This is a genomic window from Yoonia sp. (assembly GCF_046292185.1).
Lineage (GTDB): Bacteria > Pseudomonadota > Alphaproteobacteria > Rhodobacterales > Rhodobacteraceae > Yoonia.
Genome location: NZ_JBKBQY010000076.1, coordinates 1 through 16558, shown reverse-complemented (window position 1 = coordinate 16558; position 16558 = coordinate 1). Strand labels below are relative to the sequence as shown.

General features: G+C 59.3%; 14 protein-coding genes and 1 pseudogene. 13 read left to right on the top strand and 2 right to left on the bottom strand.

The window, feature by feature from the left end; all coding sequences use genetic code 11:
* On the bottom strand, window positions 1-154 hold a 154-nt coding region (locus ACK4TM_RS13230; protein WP_409702014.1), incomplete at its 3' end, for an ATP-binding cassette domain-containing protein.
* Window positions 155-259: 105 nt separating this feature from the next.
* Window positions 260-1231, bottom strand: a complete 972-nt coding sequence (locus ACK4TM_RS13225) for a type I glyceraldehyde-3-phosphate dehydrogenase (protein ID WP_409702012.1) — start codon at window positions 1229-1231, stop codon at window positions 260-262.
* 428 nt (window positions 1232-1659) lie between these two features.
* On the opposite strand from ACK4TM_RS13225, the gene ACK4TM_RS13220 reads away from it, so the two are divergent.
* The 13 genes and pseudogenes from ACK4TM_RS13220 to ACK4TM_RS13160 all read left to right on the top strand — a co-directional run bounded on the left by ACK4TM_RS13220 (window position 1660) and on the right by ACK4TM_RS13160 (window position 16411).
* The gene (locus tag ACK4TM_RS13220; RefSeq protein WP_409702010.1) at window positions 1660-3594 is read left to right on the top strand and encodes a serine/threonine protein kinase; all 1935 of its coding nucleotides are present in this window, start codon (window positions 1660-1662) and stop codon (window positions 3592-3594) included.
* 54 nt (window positions 3595-3648) lie between these two features.
* Window positions 3649-4449 (top strand): FHA domain-containing protein, encoded by an 801-nt coding sequence (locus ACK4TM_RS13215; protein ID WP_409702008.1) that lies wholly within the window; start codon window positions 3649-3651, stop codon window positions 4447-4449.
* Window positions 4433-5350 (top strand): PP2C family protein-serine/threonine phosphatase, encoded by a 918-nt coding sequence (locus ACK4TM_RS13210; protein WP_409702006.1) that lies wholly within the window; start codon window positions 4433-4435, stop codon window positions 5348-5350. Before ACK4TM_RS13215 ends, ACK4TM_RS13210 begins: the two co-directional genes overlap by 17 nt.
* Window positions 5351-5352: 2 nt before the next feature.
* Window positions 5353-6573 (top strand): hypothetical protein, encoded by a 1221-nt coding sequence (locus ACK4TM_RS13205; RefSeq protein WP_409702004.1) that lies wholly within the window; start codon window positions 5353-5355, stop codon window positions 6571-6573.
* 147 nt (window positions 6574-6720) lie between these two features.
* Entirely contained in the window at window positions 6721-8808 is a 2088-nt protein-coding gene (locus ACK4TM_RS13200) for a dynamin family protein (protein WP_409702002.1), read from the top strand.
* Window positions 8805-9608, top strand: a complete 804-nt coding sequence (locus ACK4TM_RS13195; protein WP_409702000.1) for a dynamin family protein — start codon at window positions 8805-8807, stop codon at window positions 9606-9608. Before ACK4TM_RS13200 ends, ACK4TM_RS13195 begins: the two co-directional genes overlap by 4 nt.
* The gene (locus ACK4TM_RS13190) at window positions 9605-9967 is read left to right on the top strand and encodes a hypothetical protein (RefSeq protein ID WP_409701998.1); all 363 of its coding nucleotides are present in this window, start codon (window positions 9605-9607) and stop codon (window positions 9965-9967) included. Before ACK4TM_RS13195 ends, ACK4TM_RS13190 begins: the two co-directional genes overlap by 4 nt.
* Window positions 9960-10727 (top strand): hypothetical protein, encoded by a 768-nt coding sequence (locus ACK4TM_RS13185; RefSeq protein ID WP_409701996.1) that lies wholly within the window; start codon window positions 9960-9962, stop codon window positions 10725-10727. The genes ACK4TM_RS13190 and ACK4TM_RS13185 overlap by 8 nt, the downstream gene beginning before the upstream one ends.
* Before the next feature lie 85 nt (window positions 10728-10812).
* Window positions 10813-12018, top strand: coding sequence for a GTP-binding protein (locus tag ACK4TM_RS13180; RefSeq protein ID WP_409701995.1), 1206 nt, complete (start codon window positions 10813-10815; stop codon window positions 12016-12018).
* A complete protein-coding gene (locus ACK4TM_RS13175; RefSeq protein ID WP_409701993.1) occupies window positions 11960-12352 on the top strand; it encodes a DUF6525 family protein in 393 nt (130 codons plus the stop codon). The genes ACK4TM_RS13180 and ACK4TM_RS13175 overlap by 59 nt, the downstream gene beginning before the upstream one ends.
* Before the next feature lie 67 nt (window positions 12353-12419).
* Complete coding sequence (locus tag ACK4TM_RS13170; RefSeq protein WP_409701991.1) at window positions 12420-13652, top strand: putative DNA modification/repair radical SAM protein; 1233 nt, start codon at window positions 12420-12422, stop codon at window positions 13650-13652.
* Entirely contained in the window at window positions 13649-15067 is a 1419-nt protein-coding gene (locus ACK4TM_RS13165; RefSeq protein WP_409701989.1) for a UdgX family uracil-DNA binding protein, read from the top strand. The genes ACK4TM_RS13170 and ACK4TM_RS13165 overlap by 4 nt, the downstream gene beginning before the upstream one ends.
* A 17-nt stretch (window positions 15068-15084) precedes the next feature.
* Window positions 15085-16411, top strand: a pseudogene (locus ACK4TM_RS13160) (ABC1 kinase family protein).
* Window positions 16412-16558 lie beyond the last annotated feature (147 nt).

Here is a 16558-nt window from a genome sequence, read left to right as displayed (position 1 = left end):
AGATGGTGGAAATCAGCGTGGTCTTGCCCGCGCCATTGGGGCCAAGCAGGGCCAAAATCTCGCCCTCTTCAATCTCCAGATTGACGGATTTGAGCGCCTCAAACCCGCCTTCATAGGCTTTGCGCAGGTTTTTGACGGAAACGATTGCTGTCATCGGAGGGCCTTTTTACTGGATGGCTGATACCTAGGCGTGAGACGGGGAAAGTAAAAGACCCTGCCTCGTGCGCTGATCCACGACAGCACTGGTCCGGTTCGCACATCACCCCATGCGGGCCGCCATATCCAGCATCCGGCAGGAAAATCCCCATTCATTGTCATACCAGCCAAAGACACGCAGCATCCCGCCCGCAGTGACCCGGGTTTCCGGCAAAGCCACGATCAGGCTTTCCGACCGGGCGCGCAGGTCAGACGACACCAGCGGTTTGTCGGTTTGGCCGATCACGCCGGCCTGTGCGCGCAGCACCTCATGCAGATGCGCCCGGTCAGGCGTATCCCGCACGACTACTGCCAGATCAATCGCAGAAACAGAAGCAACGGGCACACGCACCGCCGCCGCCTCGATCCGGCCCGCAATCTGCGGCAAGACATCGCCCAGCAGCCTTTGCGCCGATGTCGTCGTCGGCACCATCGACAGGGCAGCGGCACGACTGCGCATGAAATCGTCGCGCGGCGCGTCAATCGTGGGTTGGCTGCCGGTATAGCAGTGGATCGTCGTCATCCATCCCGTGGTCAGGCCCCAGGTGTCGTCGATCAGCCGCACCAGCGGGGCCAACGCATTGGTCGTGCACGACGCGTTGGAGACGACCTGCTGATCCACCAGCAGATGATCATTCGCGCCCATGACAAGCGTGATATCCGCCGCCGCAGACGGGCCAGAGATCAGGATGCGCGCAGCACCACCGCGCAATCCCGCCTCTGCCGCGGGGCGGCTATCGGCCTTGCCGGTGCATTCCAGCAGCACATCGACCCCGGCCAGATCCAACGCGCCGACATCTCCCGTCCGGTAGATCGGGATCGCGTGACCATTCACGATCAGCGCTTGATCTTTCAGTTCTACCTGCCCCGGGAACGGGCCGAACACGCTGTCATAGGCGAACAGATGCGCGCAAAGATCGCTGGCCGCCACGTCGTTGATGCCCACGACCTCCAGACCGCGACCATATCCCAAGGCATGCGCGCGCAGCAACGTGCGCCCGATGCGACCAAACCCGTTGATGAAAACTCTTGTCATGTCGACCCCCGGTATGCGCGCGGATGCTGCATCTTTGCGCAGGCAACCACAAGACGACATCCTTTCTGCGCAGCCGGAGAATCACCTTGTCGCACTCACCGATCCGAAACCTGCGATAAATGTGCCGTTTCCTTGTCGCGCCGATGCGCGAAATGCGCCCAAATAGTCACCATTCGCAAAAAATGTTGCACAGCTCTGCATTGCAAGGGCTGGTCACACGCCAATTGCATGATAAAACTTGAAAAACTGAATTTCAAAAGCTCACGCGCCGATTAATGAAAACCCTCCATTTCGCAATGATTTCGCGAACGCCGGATTAGCAGCGCGCAACCATGGGTTAGCGTCACTTTTTAGCCCGATTTGGGTGAAACAAAATATAACAGCGGGCCAGCAATGTCCCGCCTTCGCGTAGAAAAACTGGGACACCGATGGCCAAACCGCAAGCGCTGGACAATGCAGACGACAAAGACAGCTTTGTCGATGAACTGAAACCGGGTACCAAGCTGCTGCACGGCCAGTACACGATTGAAAGCTTTCTGAACGCAGGCGGGTTCGGCATTACCTATCTGGCGCGCGACAGCCTTGAGCGGAAGATCGTCATCAAGGAATGCTTTCCTGGTGCCTTCTGCCGGCGCAGTCGGTTCATCGTGCAGGCCCGGTCGCGCGCGCACCAGAACGAGCTGAAATCAATCGTCCGCCTGTTCGTGCAAGAGGCGCGCAGCCTGGCGAAACTGGACCATCCCAATATCGTCGGTGTCCATCAGGTTTTTGAAGATAACGACACCGCCTATATGGCGCTGGACTTCATCGAAGGTCACGATCTTCTGGAAATGATCGAAGATGGCAAGCAAAGCCTGACGCCGGCGCAAATCCGGACGATTCTGCGCGAATTGTTGGGGGCGGTCGGCTTCATCCACGATCAGGGCATGTTGCACCGCGATATTTCGCCCGACAACATTCTGATCAACAAGTCCCTGCGCCCGGTGCTGATCGATTTCGGTGCCGCGCGCGAACAAGCCACCAAGCAAAGCCGGGTGCTCTCCGCCTTGCGCGTGGTCAAGGACGGGTATTCACCGCAGGAATTCTACATCGCCGGGTCCGAACAAGGGCCGAGCAGCGATCTTTACGCGCTTGCCGCGTCTTTCTACCATCTGATCTCCAGGGATGTGCCTGCCAATTCGCAGGCTCGGCTGGCGGCAATCGCCTCTGGAGAGCCTGATCCCTATGAAAAGCTTGCCGGCCGAGTCAAAGGATATGACGACGATTTCCTTGCCGCCATCGATAACGCACTTGCCGTTCTGCCAAAGGACCGTCTGCAATCTGCCAAGGCCTGGCTGGATAGGATGGACGGCGTGCAGGGCAATGTAACGTCGCTGAACGTCGCAGGGGCCAAGGGGGCAAACAGCCCTGACGCGGCAACAGCGAAATCTCGCATGCCCTTGTTGCTGGGATCAGCGGCTGTCGTGGCTTTAGTGATCGGCGCAGGCGTCTTCATGACCCGGCCAGAACCCGCACCCGTGGCCGGTGTCGCGGCGGCAGCGGCGCCAGTCGCGGTGGACGCACCGGCAGAAATCGCGGCGTCAGCAGAAACTGCAATTCCCACGGACACATTCGCCACAGTGCAGGAACCGGTGCTGTCTGCAGAGCTGCCGGTCTTGTTGAACACACGTATCACCAGCGAAACATTCACAGCGCCAACTGAACTGCCCGACACCCCCGAAGCAATCGCCGCGGTCGGCACCGGCCCCGTTGTGGACATCGCGGCGATCACCCCCGGCAACGAGGTGCCTTCCCCAGGTCTGGTTCCTGTTTTTTCGGTGCAGTTGCCATTTTCGGCGGCGGGCCCGTCATCCAATATTATCGCACAACCCGCGTCGGATGCACCGGACTGGGTGCAGCCGGGCGTGACCATCACAGACGTTAACGGGACAGAGGTCCGCGCCATTGCAGATATTCCCTCCGTCCTGCGTGACAACGCGGATCTGACAAGCGATTCAGCGCAGGTTGCGGCCATATTGGGAACCCGCGATCCGACCACCGACGCAAGATCTGAACATAATCTGGACTTGCCCGTTGTGCAAAGTTTCGCATTGTCGAACGGCGTCGTGTTTGAAACCGTGTTCGCCGATGATGCCTGGCGGACGGTCGTCACCGCAGCGCCGGATGACAACAGCGGGGGTCTGCAGGTCGGCGACGTTATGACGACGTATATCCCGACCGCTGAACCCCTGACCGAGCGGAACAGCCTTTTGGATATCTTCAACCGGGAGGCCGAGAACGGCACTGACAGATACACTTTTGCAGTTCAACGGGATGGCAGCATGTGGGTCGCTTCAATGACCTACACCGGAGGCGATCAATAACTGCGGCCAGCGCGGCGAATGCCGCGCTGTTTGGCAAAAAGGAAGGTAAAACAAATGAGATTTATCCGCGACCTCATTGGCAAGAACCGCCAGGAACAGGCTATTCAATCGGTGGACAATATTGATCCGCTTGAGAAATCCTATCGTGAAACCATCGGTTCCATCACGAACGACGATCAGCCACCCTCTGTTGTCACGTCCAACATATCAGACAAAACCGATTCCGCCCAGGCACAGACGGGCCAGCCCGCAGCGCCGGCCGTGAATATCTGGGATCTTGACCATGTCGACGGTGCAGGCGCGCTTCCCGAAACAGCCCCGGCCCTGCCGACACCTGCCGCAGCATCGTCTGTTGCCGCGCGGTCTCCGGCCCGGGCGCGCCGGACCAAAACCCGCCTGCTGGGGTTCGAAAAATCGAACGGCGATGTCGTTGACCTGTTCAACGACGCGCCACAAGTCGCCATGGCGCAGCGCGTGCGCTTCCCCGTCGGCTGGATCGTCGTCGCCGAAGGTCCCGGACGCGGCGAAAGTTTCGCGCTGCTGGCTGGCATGTCCCAGATCGGGCGTGGCGAAGATCAGGCTGTTCAGCTTGATTTCGGAGACAATACAATTTCGCGCAACAATCATGCGGCCATTGTCTACGACCCGGAAAGCACGACTTTCCTGCTCGGTCACGGCGGCAAGGCCAATATCGTCCGCCTGAACGACAAGCCAGTAATCAGCAACGAAACACTGCAAAACGGCGATATCATCCGGATCGGGGAGACAAAGCTGCGGTTCATCGCCCTTTGCGATAAATCCTTCAATTGGGCCGACGCCGGCACTGAAGGGGACGAAGATGTGGCGATCGCCTGAACCGCGTTTCGACGTCGCTTCTGCGATTTGTCAGGGTGGACGCGATTATCAGGAAGACGCCATCGTCACCGATTTTCCCTTTGGTGCGGATAGCGGGATCGTCGTGCTGGCCGATGGGATGGGCGGCCATGCCGCCGGTGATGTCGCCAGCAAGATTGTCGTTACCGAAGTGTTCAGCGAACTAAAGTTCCAGAGCGCGAATTTTTCCGATTTTGAAAAGGAAATCCCGCAATACCTGACCGCTGCGGCGGTCAATGCCAATGCGGTGGTCCGGCAGCATGTCACGCAGCATCCCGAAACGCGGGGCATGGGTGCGACACTTGTCTCGGCCATTCTGGTTGAAAACCGGCTATTCTGGATGTCGATAGGGGATTCGCCGCTTTATCTTTTCCGAAACGGTCATCTGCAGCAGTTGAACGAAGATCATTCCATGGCACCGCAGATCGATTTCATGGTCAAATCGGGGCAGCTCGACCCTGTCGCGGGCAAGAACCATCCGGATCGCAATTGCCTGACCTCTGTCATTCTGGGCGACCGTGTCGCCAGGTCAGATTGCCCTGCCACGCCCTTTGAATTGCACGTGGGCGATATCGTTCTGGTGTCCAGTGACGGGCTGCAATACCTTGAGGATGCACAGATTGCCCGCATCCTGCACAAACATCGCCGCAAGAAAGCTGCCGATATCGCGGGCTATCTGCTGGAAGCGATCGAGGCGCTGGCCGATCCCGATCAGGACAATTGCACGTTTTCGGTGATCAAGCTGAACCACAACAAACCCGTGATCCGGGCTGTGCGTGCCAAACCGGCGGGCCATGTGGATGCACCAACCGCCACCATCACCCGCGTTGTCGAAACGGGCAATGACTTTGATGCGCCCGCCAAACGCGCCTCTGGGGGCTAGGCATGTCGGATCAGGGACGCACGGCGCAGATTTTGGACGATCTCAAAAAGGCAATCGCGTCAGGGCTACTGCCGAAAGAGCCTTGTGCGCGCGCCGGGCATCTGCGGGACCGTATCGAAAAACCGCTGCGGATCGGCCTGTTGGGCAGACCGGGGTCCGGAAAATCGAGCTTGCGCGATCTTCTGGTGGGCAGCCGCGCGGTTCCTTCGGACCTGCAGATGCCAACGTTGCAATTGACCTATGGCGACAAACCATCCGTCACCTGCACGCTGGCGGATGGCCGCAAGACGACAATCGATAACGCGAACCCGCAGCAGATTGCCGATATCGCGCCCGTTTTTGTCGAAATGCAGATGCCCTTGCCCGCGCTTGCAAAGATATCAATTCTTGAGGTCGTGGCACCCGACGAAGCAGAGGCGCTGCACCGTGCCAGCCAATGGGCAGCAAATCGCTGTGATGTAGTGTTGTGGTGCAGCACGTCGTTCGACGCTGCCGAGCAGGCGATCTGGGCGCAGATGCCCGACCTGATCAAGGATCACGCCTTGCTGATGATGACCCATGCCGATCTGCTGCGCGCGGATGACAGGCTTGATGCCGTCTTGGCGCAGGCGGCGATGGTCGCCGGGCATGATTTCAACAAGATCCTTGGCATTGCCACGATTGATGCCATTGCGGCACGCAAGCCGGACGGCACAGTAGACAAGGGCATGATGCGCGATAGCGGCGGCATGGCCCTGATCGCGGCGATCCTGAAACAGGTCGATGCTGCGAAACAATCTGCCTGCGACGCAGCAGATATCCTGCTGACGCAATATCCCGATGCCGTCGCTGCTGCACCACAAAAGCCAGCAACATCCTTCGCAGCGAATGTTCCCGAAAACACGACCCGCGCTGTTTCTGATACGCAAGCAGCCTATCGCGCGGCGCTGGCTCATATCACCGCGCAAAGCCAGCATCTCATCGCCCTGTCCGATGAGATGGAGAAAACGACGCCGGCGCGGATCACGGCGCTGGTCGTCGCGCAGTTGCAGTGGCTATGCGACTTCCTTGACCAAAATACCGTTGCCGCCGATCCGGCATCTGAGCGGGCGATAGAAACCGCCTTTGACGCCGCCGACCTTGTACAACTGATGCAGTTGGAACGCCGCGACAGTGCCGCGGTCGAGGCCGTCAGCCTTTTGCTGCAAGTCAAGCGTGAGCTGCAAGCCGAGCTTGCAGCCTGACACGTGACAGCGCACCATGGATTGCCGGACAAGGCCCCACTTGAACCGGCAATTTTATGCCCCAGATCATGCGCATTGCTTAATTTGGTATTGCGTCGAACACCTGTTAAAGATGTCAGAATTGAGCACGAGTAAGGACGGATTCGCATGAAGATGGAAGAGTTGGCGACAGAGGATAGCTATAACGTCCCGGCCACACATCACCCGTTCATGGCGTCGGGCATGGAAAAACTGCGCCTGTTTCACGAAGAGATCAGCGATCTCGAAGCCACTTTGCAAGATGTCGCCAAAGTCGGCGGAAAGGATTCCGCCAAAAAATCCGCCCGACTGATCAAGCAGTTAAGGACATTTGAACCCAGCATCACGATGATTGGCCAGATCAAATCCGGCAAGACCACGCTGATCAACGCCATGGTCGGAAGACGCGATCTTTTGCCCGCGGATGTGAACCCTTGGACGTCTGTCGTGACCTCTCTGCACCTGAATACTGCGCTGCCCGATGAAGCGCCCACCGCCAGTTTCCAATTCTTCAACAAAGACGAATGGGATCATCTGGTGGAAAACGGCGGGCGAATCGGTGAATTGTCCGCCCGCGCCGGTGCGGATGAAGAGATGGAGAAAATCCGCCAGCAGATCGCCGAAATGCGCGACAAGACGAAAAAGCGGCTTGGCCGCAAATTCGAGCTCTTGCTGGGGCAAAAACACAATTACGCCAACCTGACGGATGATCTGGTGCAGCGCTATGTCTGCCTTGGCGACGATTTTGACGATCAAGAAGAAGGCGACCAGCAGGGTCAGTTTGCCGACATCACCAAATCCGCCGACCTTTATCTTGCGGCACCCGCGGTCCCAATGCCTGTGTGCCTGCGCGATACGCCCGGTGTGAACGACACGTTCATGATGCGCGAACAGATCACCATCAACGCGCTGCGCGACAGCCGGATCTGCGTGGTCGTCCTGTCGGCGCATCAGGCGCTCAGCTCAATGGATATGGGGCTGATCCGTCTGATCTCTAACGTGAAATCGCGCGAGGTCGTGATCTTTGTGAACCGGATCGACGAATTGTCCAGTCCGGCAGAACAGATACCCGAGATCCGCGCCAGCATCCTGCAGACTTTGGCCGATCACAACGGCCCGGAAAACCCGGACGTTATTTTCGGCAGCGCCTATTGGGCCAATATTGCACTGGCGGAAAATCTTGATGACATCGTTTCCGACAGCGCCGAAGCCCTGTACAATTGGGCAGAAGCATCCTTGACCGCCGAAACAGCAGGCATGGAAACCAAGGATATGGTCTGGCACCTGTCCGGCGTACCAGCATTGTATCACGCCCTGTCGGACCGGATCATCGAAGGACCGGGCGCCGAAATCCTGGCTGCTTCGCGTAAACGCGCGCTGAACCTTGTGCGCGGCGTCCGCGCCTCAAGTACGATTGTATCGATGCGGCTTGACAGCGACACGATAGAGGTGATGCCGCATGATGCGCTGGAACAGCGCCTTGACGAGATTTCAGATGATTATCTTGGCATGCTGTCGGACCGGCTTGATATCGTGTTCGCGCAATTCGGATCACGGATCGATCAGTCGCAGAAACGCTTTCTGGATCGCGCGTTGGAATCTTTGTTGCAACATCTGGAAAGCCGGGGCGAGGATGAGGTCTGGCAATACAGCCCCGATGGTCTGCGACTGTTGCTGCGCACCAGCTATCAGGTGATGCGGCGCAATGTGACTGCGGCCTGTGATCAGGTTTTCGCCGCCGCCGCCAATGATCTGGCCGAAACCTATCGTGCGGCCTTTGGTGTCGCGGTTGAAAACTTCACCATCACACCCCCTGCTGCCCCGGAAATCCCCGCGCCGGTGACATTGGGTCAGACGATTGCACTGGATTTGCAGACATCCTGGTGGAAAGGCTGGTGGAAACGCCGCAAGGGTTACCGCGCCTTTGCCAGCGGATTTTATGACCTGATCGAGGCCGAAACCGCGCCCATCATAGAGGAGCTGAAAATCCGCCAGGCACAGGATATCCGCGCCCTGGCCGAACGGGAATTGCAGGACTTTCTGGACGAGCAGCGCGCGATCCTGATGGACATCAGCGAAAAATCCACCGTCGATGTCAATGACCTGAAAGACATCTTCGGCATCACTGCCCAGCAGGAACGTGAAGAAATCTTTGATTTCATCCTCGAAGAACTGGGCGCGCAGACCTCTTCCGTCGCGCAAGGGCCGGGTGTATGATCACTGGTCGCAAACCGCGCGTCGCGTTGATGGGCGAATTCAGCGCTGGCAAAAGCACGCTGTCGAACCTGCTTTTAGGCGCGCGGCCCTTGCCAGAAAAAGTCACGGCAACGCGGCTTGCCCCGGTCTGGATATCGCATGGCGACAGCGCCCCGTATCGCGTCGATATCGACGGCAGTACGGAGCCGGTGTCGATCAACGCGTTGGAAGCCATCCCCGTTTACGAAACCCGCGTGATCCGGCTGTTTCTGGAAGCCGACATTCTGGAAGTCTGCGACCTGATCGACTTTCCCGGGATATCCGACCCCAATATGCCGTCAGAAGTCTGGGAACGAATGCTGCCAGAGGTCGATGCCGTCATCTGGTGTACCCATGCCACCCAAGCCTGGCGGCAGTCGGAATCAGCGGTCTGGGATACGATGCCCGACGCATTGCGCGCCAATTCGATCCTGCTGATCACCCGGTATGACAAACTGATCAATGACAATGACCGCCGCCGTGTGTTGCAACGCGTGCGCCGCGAAACAGGTGACAAGTTTGACGCGATCTTTCCGATTTCTCTGATCCGCGCGCTGGAAGCAGGCGAAGATTACGACAAATGGAACGCCAGCGGCGCTGGCGATTTCGTGTCTCATCTGATCGCGACGGTCGACAGGCTCGCCAAGATCACCGCGCGTAGCGATCAGCCGCTTTTCAATATCCGCAATGGCACCAGACTGCCTGACCCGGTGCCGACCCCTGTTGTTCCACGCCGCGTGCAGCGGGTCGCGGCGGATGATGACCCGGCCGACGGCTCATGACCAAAGCCGCACTGGACCAGTTGAAAGACCAGTATCCCGGCTGCGAAACGCTGGCCTTTGCCGATCTGTCGACGCAGATGGTGCTGTTGAGCAATGTTGACAGCTCTTTGCCGCGCGAAGTGCTCGACGCGCTTTGCGCAGAGGCGGCCTTGGTGTTCGGCACAAAGTCCGCGCCTGCCGTCGGAGACACTCCTGCGACCACGGCGCTGATCGCGACGCCCGCGCTGCTGCGGATTTATCTGCGTGATATCGAAGAACCGTCTGATGCCTTATGCTGCATCTGTCGCCACGATATCCCGGTGGATGCCTTTGTGAATGACGCCCGTGCCTGTCTGAAACGGATCAGCCAAGATGGATGACAGCCCCCTGATCGCAAAACTCAAGGCGCTTGTCGGCAATGATCCCGTCTTTTTGGGCAAGGCGCGCGTCATTTCAACGGGCGGCATCCCGATGCCCCTAGACGCCTTGCTGGCTGAAATTGACGACACGGTGCTGGAACGGACCCTTGTTTTTGATATCGACGGTCTGACGCTGCGCGCCGCGGTCGCCGGCCGCCGGTTGCGCGGCGTTCTGGACGTCACGGATCAGCCCGTCAATGGCTTCATCGGACAGGTGCTATCACAGGACGATCCTGACATGCGCCACCGGATCAGCGCATTGCTGGCAGACCTTTGCAACAACGCGGAACAGATCACCGTGAAAAGCTTGCCCGCCGAAAATTTTGGCGATCCTTCGGATGCTGGCATTTCCGCTGCGGCCCTGACGCAGGACACACGCGAAATGGACCCACCTTCGTCCTCACCCATGGGACAGTTTCTGGCAGCGATCGGCACGGATGTGACAGCTTTCCTATACGTGGTGAAGGGCGAAATCGTCCGTTCCAAGGGGGATACGACAGCGGTCGATCTGGCCTGGTGCCATCAATCCGATCCTTTGCGCAATAGTCAAAAAGCAATTTTCCCACAAGACAAAGACCCGACGCTGACCTGTTTGGCCCCTGCATTGCGCGATGGGCAGGCCATTGCAATTGCCAGAATTGGCGATGAGATTGGCGTGCTGTCCTATCCGTCAGACGGATTTGGGCACATTCTAGCGGCCTGGCACGAAACCACGCGCTAGCGCAGTTTCATGGGCGAATTCTGGCGCTTGAAGATCAGGTCCGCATTCTCTAGTTATGTTATAACATAACGAACAGGAGAGTCGGATGGCTGATACACGTTTGCCCGTCACGGTATTATCGGGGTTTCTGGGCGCCGGGAAAACCACGCTGCTGAACCATGTGCTGAACAATCGCGAAGGTCGCCGCGTCGCGGTGATCGTCAATGATATGTCCGAGGTGAACATCGACGCTGATCTGGTTCGCGATGGCGCGGAACTATCCAGGTCCGAGGAAAAGCTGGTCGAGATGACCAATGGCTGTATCTGCTGCACGCTGCGCGATGATCTGCTGCAAGAGGTCCGCCGCTTGTCCGCCGAAGGCCGGTTCGATTACCTGCTGATCGAATCCACCGGCATCGCCGAACCTCTGCCCGTCGCCGCCACCTTTGATTTCCGCGACGAAGACGGCGACAGCCTGTCCGATGTCGCGCGGCTGGATACGATGGTCACGGTGGTGGATGCGGTCAACCTGTTGAATGATTTTGCCAGCCATGATTTTCTGGCTGACCGTGGCGAAAGCCTTGGTGATGACGACAACCGCACGCTGGTCAATCTGCTGACAGAGCAGATGGAATTCGCCGATGTCGTGATCCTGAACAAGACCAGCGATGCAGGCCCGGAAAAGGTCGATGCCGCACGCAAGATCATCCGCGCGCTGAACCCTGATGCAAGGCTGATCGAAACCGACCACTCCCGCGTCGATGCGGATGAAATTTTCGACACTGGGCTGTTTGATTTCGACAAGGCGCATGAACATCCATTCTGGGCAAAGGAATTGTATGGCTTTGCCCATCACACGCCCGAAACCGAAGAATATGGCATTTCCTCTTTCGTCTACCGCGCACGCGCGCCGTTTGATCCGGTTAAGGTCCATGCGGTTCTGACCGGCGATCTGCCCGGCGTGATCCGCGCCAAGGGGCATTTTTGGCTTGCCACGCGCCCCAACTGGGTGGCGGAATACAGCCTTGCCGGTGCCGTTTCATCCATCAGCCCTTTGGGCGGCTGGTGGGCCTCGGTGCCAAAGGACCGCTGGCCCACGCATCCCGACATGCTAGCCGAGGTTGCGGGCAAATGGACCGAACCCTGGGGCGACCGGCGGCAGGAGCTAGTGTTCATCGGTGCCGGTATGGACGAGGCCGCAATCCGCGCCCGGCTCGACGCGGCCTTAGTGCCCAGCACAGATTTTACGCCAGATGCGTGGAAATCCTTGCAGGATCCCTTCCCCCAATGGGGCAACAGGCAGGCGGCATGATGCGGCGGTGTCATCTGGCATCTTCCCCGCGGGGAAGGTTTTACGCCCGGCAAGGGCTGGCCCTATGACGGGGCGGCGGAACCTGAAATCTTCCCTGCGGGGAAGGTTTTGCGCTGATCCGATGCGCGAGTTTGACAGGCTGCCACCCGCGTTGCGGCAGTGGCTGGCGCAGGCGCATCTGCCGTGGAGCACAAGGTCAGTGCGCAGGATCTGGTTGCGGCATCACCTTGATACAACAGAAGCGTTAAGATTTCTTGAAAGGGCCGAACGCGCAACACTTGCCCGCGATACAGCCAAAATCTGGGGTAAAACGCACCCGCAGGCCAAGGTCTGACTGCGGCAGATCGCCTATGATCGCCAAAAGGCATTGACGAACAAAACAGGAACACTATTGTTGCTGCATGGCGAAAATGACCTTGCAAGACAAGCTGGCGGTCCTGTCGGATGCGGCAAAATATGATGCGTCCTGTGCGTCTTCCGGCGGGGAACGCCGGGATTCGCGCAAGGGTGGCCTTGGGTCATCGGGTGGGGCGGGTATCTGCCACGCCTATACGCCGGATGGGCGCTGCATATCCTTGCTGAAAATCCTGATGACGAATTTCTGCATTTTCGACTGCGCCTATTGCATCAACCGGGTGTCGTCGAACGTTGAACGGGCACGGTTTTCTGTCGAGGAGGTCGTGACCCTGACGCTGGAATTCTACCGGCGCAATTATATCGAAGGGTTGTTTTTATCCTCGGGTATCATCAAATCGCCCGACCAGACGATGGGCGATATGGCCCGGATCGCGAAAAGCCTGCGGCGCGACCATGGTTTTCGTGGTTATATCCATCTGAAAACCATTCCTGACGCTTCGCCTGAATTGATCAAAGAGGCGGGGCTTTATGCAGACCGTCTGTCGATCAACGTCGAACTGCCGCAGGATGCATCCTTGCGCAAATTCGCGCCCGAAAAGCGGCCAGAGACGATCCGTGCCAGCATGGCACAGGTCCGGCTGGAAGGCGAAGCCGCCAAGGATAAGTCGCATAATGGCAAACGCCCGCCCCGTTTCGCGCCTGCAGGGCAGAGCACGCAGATGATCGTCGGCGCGGATGGCACCGATGATGTGACGATCCTGAACAGCGCGACGCGGCTTTATTCCGGCTATAAATTGCGACGGGTCTATTATTCGGCCTTTTCCCCGATCCCCGATGCATCCGCCATGCTGCCGCTGATCCAGCCGCCATTGGTGCGCGAACACCGGTTGTATCAGGCGGATTGGCTGCTGCGCTTTTACGGGTTCACGGCAGAGGAGATTGCGACCGGCACCAATGCCGGGCATCTGGATCTGGAACTGGACCCAAAGCTGGCCTGGGCCTTGCAGCATCGCGCGCAGTTTCCGGTGAATGTGAACAAGGCCCCGCGCGACATGCTGCTGCGGGTGCCGGGTTTCGGCACGCGGATCGTGGACAGGATCATCGCCGCGCGGCGCAATGGTGCGTTGCGGTATGAGGATTTGATCCGCATGGGGGCATTGATGAAAAAGGCCAAGGCATTCGTCACCATGCCCGGCTGGACGCCCGCCGCGATGACCGACAGCGTGGATCTGCGCGCGCGTTTCGCGCCGCCGCCGCAGCAATTGCAGTTGATTTGAGCTACGCGGTCACCTTGCCCGATCACGGGACGCTGGATTCGTGGCGTCGGGCCTCGCGGATCGCGATTTCACACCAGATCGCGCCAGAGGCGATTGACTGGACCGGCCAGGGTGGGTTGTTTGCCGCCGCTGACCTGCCGCAGGAGATCGGCCCGCATCGGGCGCATGTGCCTGCCAGTTTTCTCGACCTCGCGAAATCAGCGATCTGGCACAAAAGCCCGGACCGGGCAGCGCTGCTGTATCAGGCCCTGTGGCGGTTGGATCAGCGGGATGGTGATCCGCTGTCTGCCGCTGATCCTTTGGGCCGGCGGTTGCAGATGCTGGCCAAGAATGTGCGCCGCGACATTCACAAGATGCATGCGTTTGTCAGGTTTCGGGAGATGCCGAGCGATACAGCCCGCCGCTGTTTCGCCGCGTGGTTCGAGCCGGAGCATCACACGCTGGAACCTGGCACGCCGTTCTTTGCCAAGCGTTTTGGCGATATGGATTGGATGATTGCGACGCCTGAACTGACCGCGCATTTTGAGAATGGCAAGCTGCGGTTTGGCCCTGCCGGTGCGCGCCCTGATCTACCGGATGATGCGTCAGAAAGCCTGTGGGCGACGTATTTTACCAATATCTTTAACCCTGCGCGGATCAAGCTGGATGCGATGCGGTCGGAGATGCCCAAGAAGTACTGGAAGAATCTGCCGGAAACTGCGCTGATCCCTGCCATGCTGAAAGACGCCGAGGCCCGTGTGCAGCGGATGCGGGAGGCGGGTTCAACGCCTGCCCGCCCCGGTGCGGCGGCGATTTCGACCCGTTACCGTGCGGCGATGCCACAAGCGCCGGAATTGCCGGGGAGTTTGGATGCGGCGCGGGAGGCAGCCTTGCACTGCCGTCGTTGTGGGTTGTGCGAAAAGGCGACGCAGACGGTCTGGGGGATGGGCGCGCCGGATGCGGCGGTGATGATCGTGGGCGAACAGCCGGGGGATCAGGAGGATCTGGAAGGACGGCCGTTTGTCGGGCCTGCGGGGCAAGTTCTGCATCAGGCGATGGGTGCGGCGGGGGTTGATCCCGGACAGGCTTGGCTGACCAATGCGGTGAAGCATTTTAAGTTCGCGCCGCGTGGCAAAAAGCGGATTCACCAGTCGCCTGACAGGTCAGAGATTGAGCATTGCCGCTGGTGGCTGGGGCTGGAACTGGGTTTTGTGCAGCCGAAGCTGACGGTGGCTTTGGGGGCCTCTGCCGCCTATGCGCTGACGGGGAATGCGGGGTTGATGCAGGACAGGCAGGGCAAGGTTGAGCAAGGGTTGCATGGCGGGCCGGTGCTGGTGACGTGGCATCCGTCGTATATCCTGCGGCTGGCTGACCCTGCGGCGGCGTGCGCTGATCTGCTGGCGGCCCTTTCCAAAGCGCAAGCCAGCGCCAACTAGCAGAGCAGAGGTGCTGCATGACCGATCCTGATGATAATTATCGCGGCGTGGCCGTGCCGACGAGCCGTACGAGCCGTCTGTTCCGCATGGGCGGCATCGCGGCGGGGATCGCGGGAGGGGTTGCTGCAGGCGGGTTGCGTCAGCTTGCCAGCGGCAAACGCCCCGGCATGGCGGATCTGTTGCTGACGCCGTCCAATGCGCTGCGATTGACAAACGGGTTGTCGCAGATGCGCGGAGCCGCATTGAAAATTGGGCAGATGCTGTCGATGGATACCGGCATCGTGCTGTCGCCGGAATTGACGGCGATTTTAGCCCGCCTGCGCGACGATGCGCGACATATGCCACCCAAGCAATTGCAGGTGGCGCTGAATGCGGAGTGGGGCGAGGGATGGCGCAAGCGGTTCGCGTCGTTCGATGTGCGCCCCTTTGCGGCGGCGTCCATCGGGCAGGTACATCGCGCGACGACGCTGGATGGCCGCGATCTGGCGATCAAGGTGCAATATCCAGGTGTGCGCGCCAGTATCGACAGTGATGTAGATAATCGCGGGGCTGATGCGCCTGCCGGGGCTTTTACCGCGCGGGATGGATATCAGGCCCCTGCTGGCGGCGGCCAAGGCGCAATTGCATGAAGAGGCGGATTATGCAGCAGAGGCGGCGCATCTGCGCCGGTTCGGTGAATTATTGGCAGGCTCGGATGTCTTTGTCGTGCCGGGCGTGCAAGAGGATTTCAGCACCGATGCGGTGCTGGCGATGAGCTATCTTCCCAGCGATCCGGTTGATGTGCTGATGGATGCGCCGCAGGATGTGCGTGACCGGGCTGCGCGTGATCTGATTGATCTGGTGCTGCGTGAATTGTTCAGCTTTGGCGCGATGCAGACGGACCCAAACCTTGCCAATTACCGCGTGGAACCTGCTACGGGGCGGATCGTGTTGCTGGATTTCGGGGCGGTGCGCGGGGTTGATCCCGCGCAACGGGCGGCTTTTCGCAGGCTGATGAACGCCGGGCTGGATAGCGATCCTGCAGCGGTGCGGGCGGCGATGCTGGAGATCGGTTATTTCGGCACCGCCACCCCGGTGCAGCATCAGGACCTGATCCAGAAGATGTTCGACACCGCCATGGTGCCGTTGCGGCTGGATCAACCGTTTGATTTCGGCACCTCCGACCTGCTGGAGCGCCTGCGCGATATGGGCATGGGGATCGGCAATGACCGCGACCTGATGCATGTTCCCCCGGCAGAGACGCTGTTCCTGCATCGCAAGATCGGGGGCATGTATCTGCTGGCGACCAAGCTGCGGGCGCGGGTCAATCTGCGTGCCTTGTTGGAAAACTACCGCGCGCATTGATTTTGACGGCGCGCGCCACACCATTACAGTGATCATATCAGGACCTTTTCACAATGACCGAATTTCCCGCCACCCGTGCCGCTGGCCTTGCCGCGATGCAGGCTTTCGTCCCTGCGATGGGCAAACGCTATGCCAACGGGCGTAATT

Bases quoted from the DNA above. Each gene is read 5' to 3' on its own strand.
- ACK4TM_RS13225 (WP_409702012.1), bottom strand. From the start codon at position 1,231: ATGACAAGAGTTTTCATCAACGGGTTTGGTCGCATCGGGCGCACGTTG.
- ACK4TM_RS13220 (WP_409702010.1), top strand. From the start codon at position 1,660: ATGGCCAAACCGCAAGCGCTGGACAATGCAGACGACAAAGACAGCTTT.
- ACK4TM_RS13215 (WP_409702008.1), top strand. From the start codon at position 3,649: ATGAGATTTATCCGCGACCTCATTGGCAAGAACCGCCAGGAACAGGCT.
- ACK4TM_RS13175 (WP_409701993.1), top strand. From the start codon at position 11,960: ATGCGTGGAAATCCTTGCAGGATCCCTTCCCCCAATGGGGCAACAGGC.
- ACK4TM_RS13180 (WP_409701995.1), top strand. From the start codon at position 10,813: ATGGCTGATACACGTTTGCCCGTCACGGTATTATCGGGGTTTCTGGGC.
- ACK4TM_RS13195 (WP_409702000.1), top strand. From the start codon at position 8,805: ATGATCACTGGTCGCAAACCGCGCGTCGCGTTGATGGGCGAATTCAGC.
- ACK4TM_RS13200 (WP_409702002.1), top strand. From the start codon at position 6,721: ATGAAGATGGAAGAGTTGGCGACAGAGGATAGCTATAACGTCCCGGCC.
- ACK4TM_RS13185 (WP_409701996.1), top strand. From the start codon at position 9,960: ATGGATGACAGCCCCCTGATCGCAAAACTCAAGGCGCTTGTCGGCAAT.
- ACK4TM_RS13190 (WP_409701998.1), top strand. From the start codon at position 9,605: ATGACCAAAGCCGCACTGGACCAGTTGAAAGACCAGTATCCCGGCTGC.
- ACK4TM_RS13170 (WP_409701991.1), top strand. From the start codon at position 12,420: ATGGCGAAAATGACCTTGCAAGACAAGCTGGCGGTCCTGTCGGATGCG.
- ACK4TM_RS13210 (WP_409702006.1), top strand. From the start codon at position 4,433: ATGTGGCGATCGCCTGAACCGCGTTTCGACGTCGCTTCTGCGATTTGT.
- ACK4TM_RS13205 (WP_409702004.1), top strand. From the start codon at position 5,353: ATGTCGGATCAGGGACGCACGGCGCAGATTTTGGACGATCTCAAAAAG.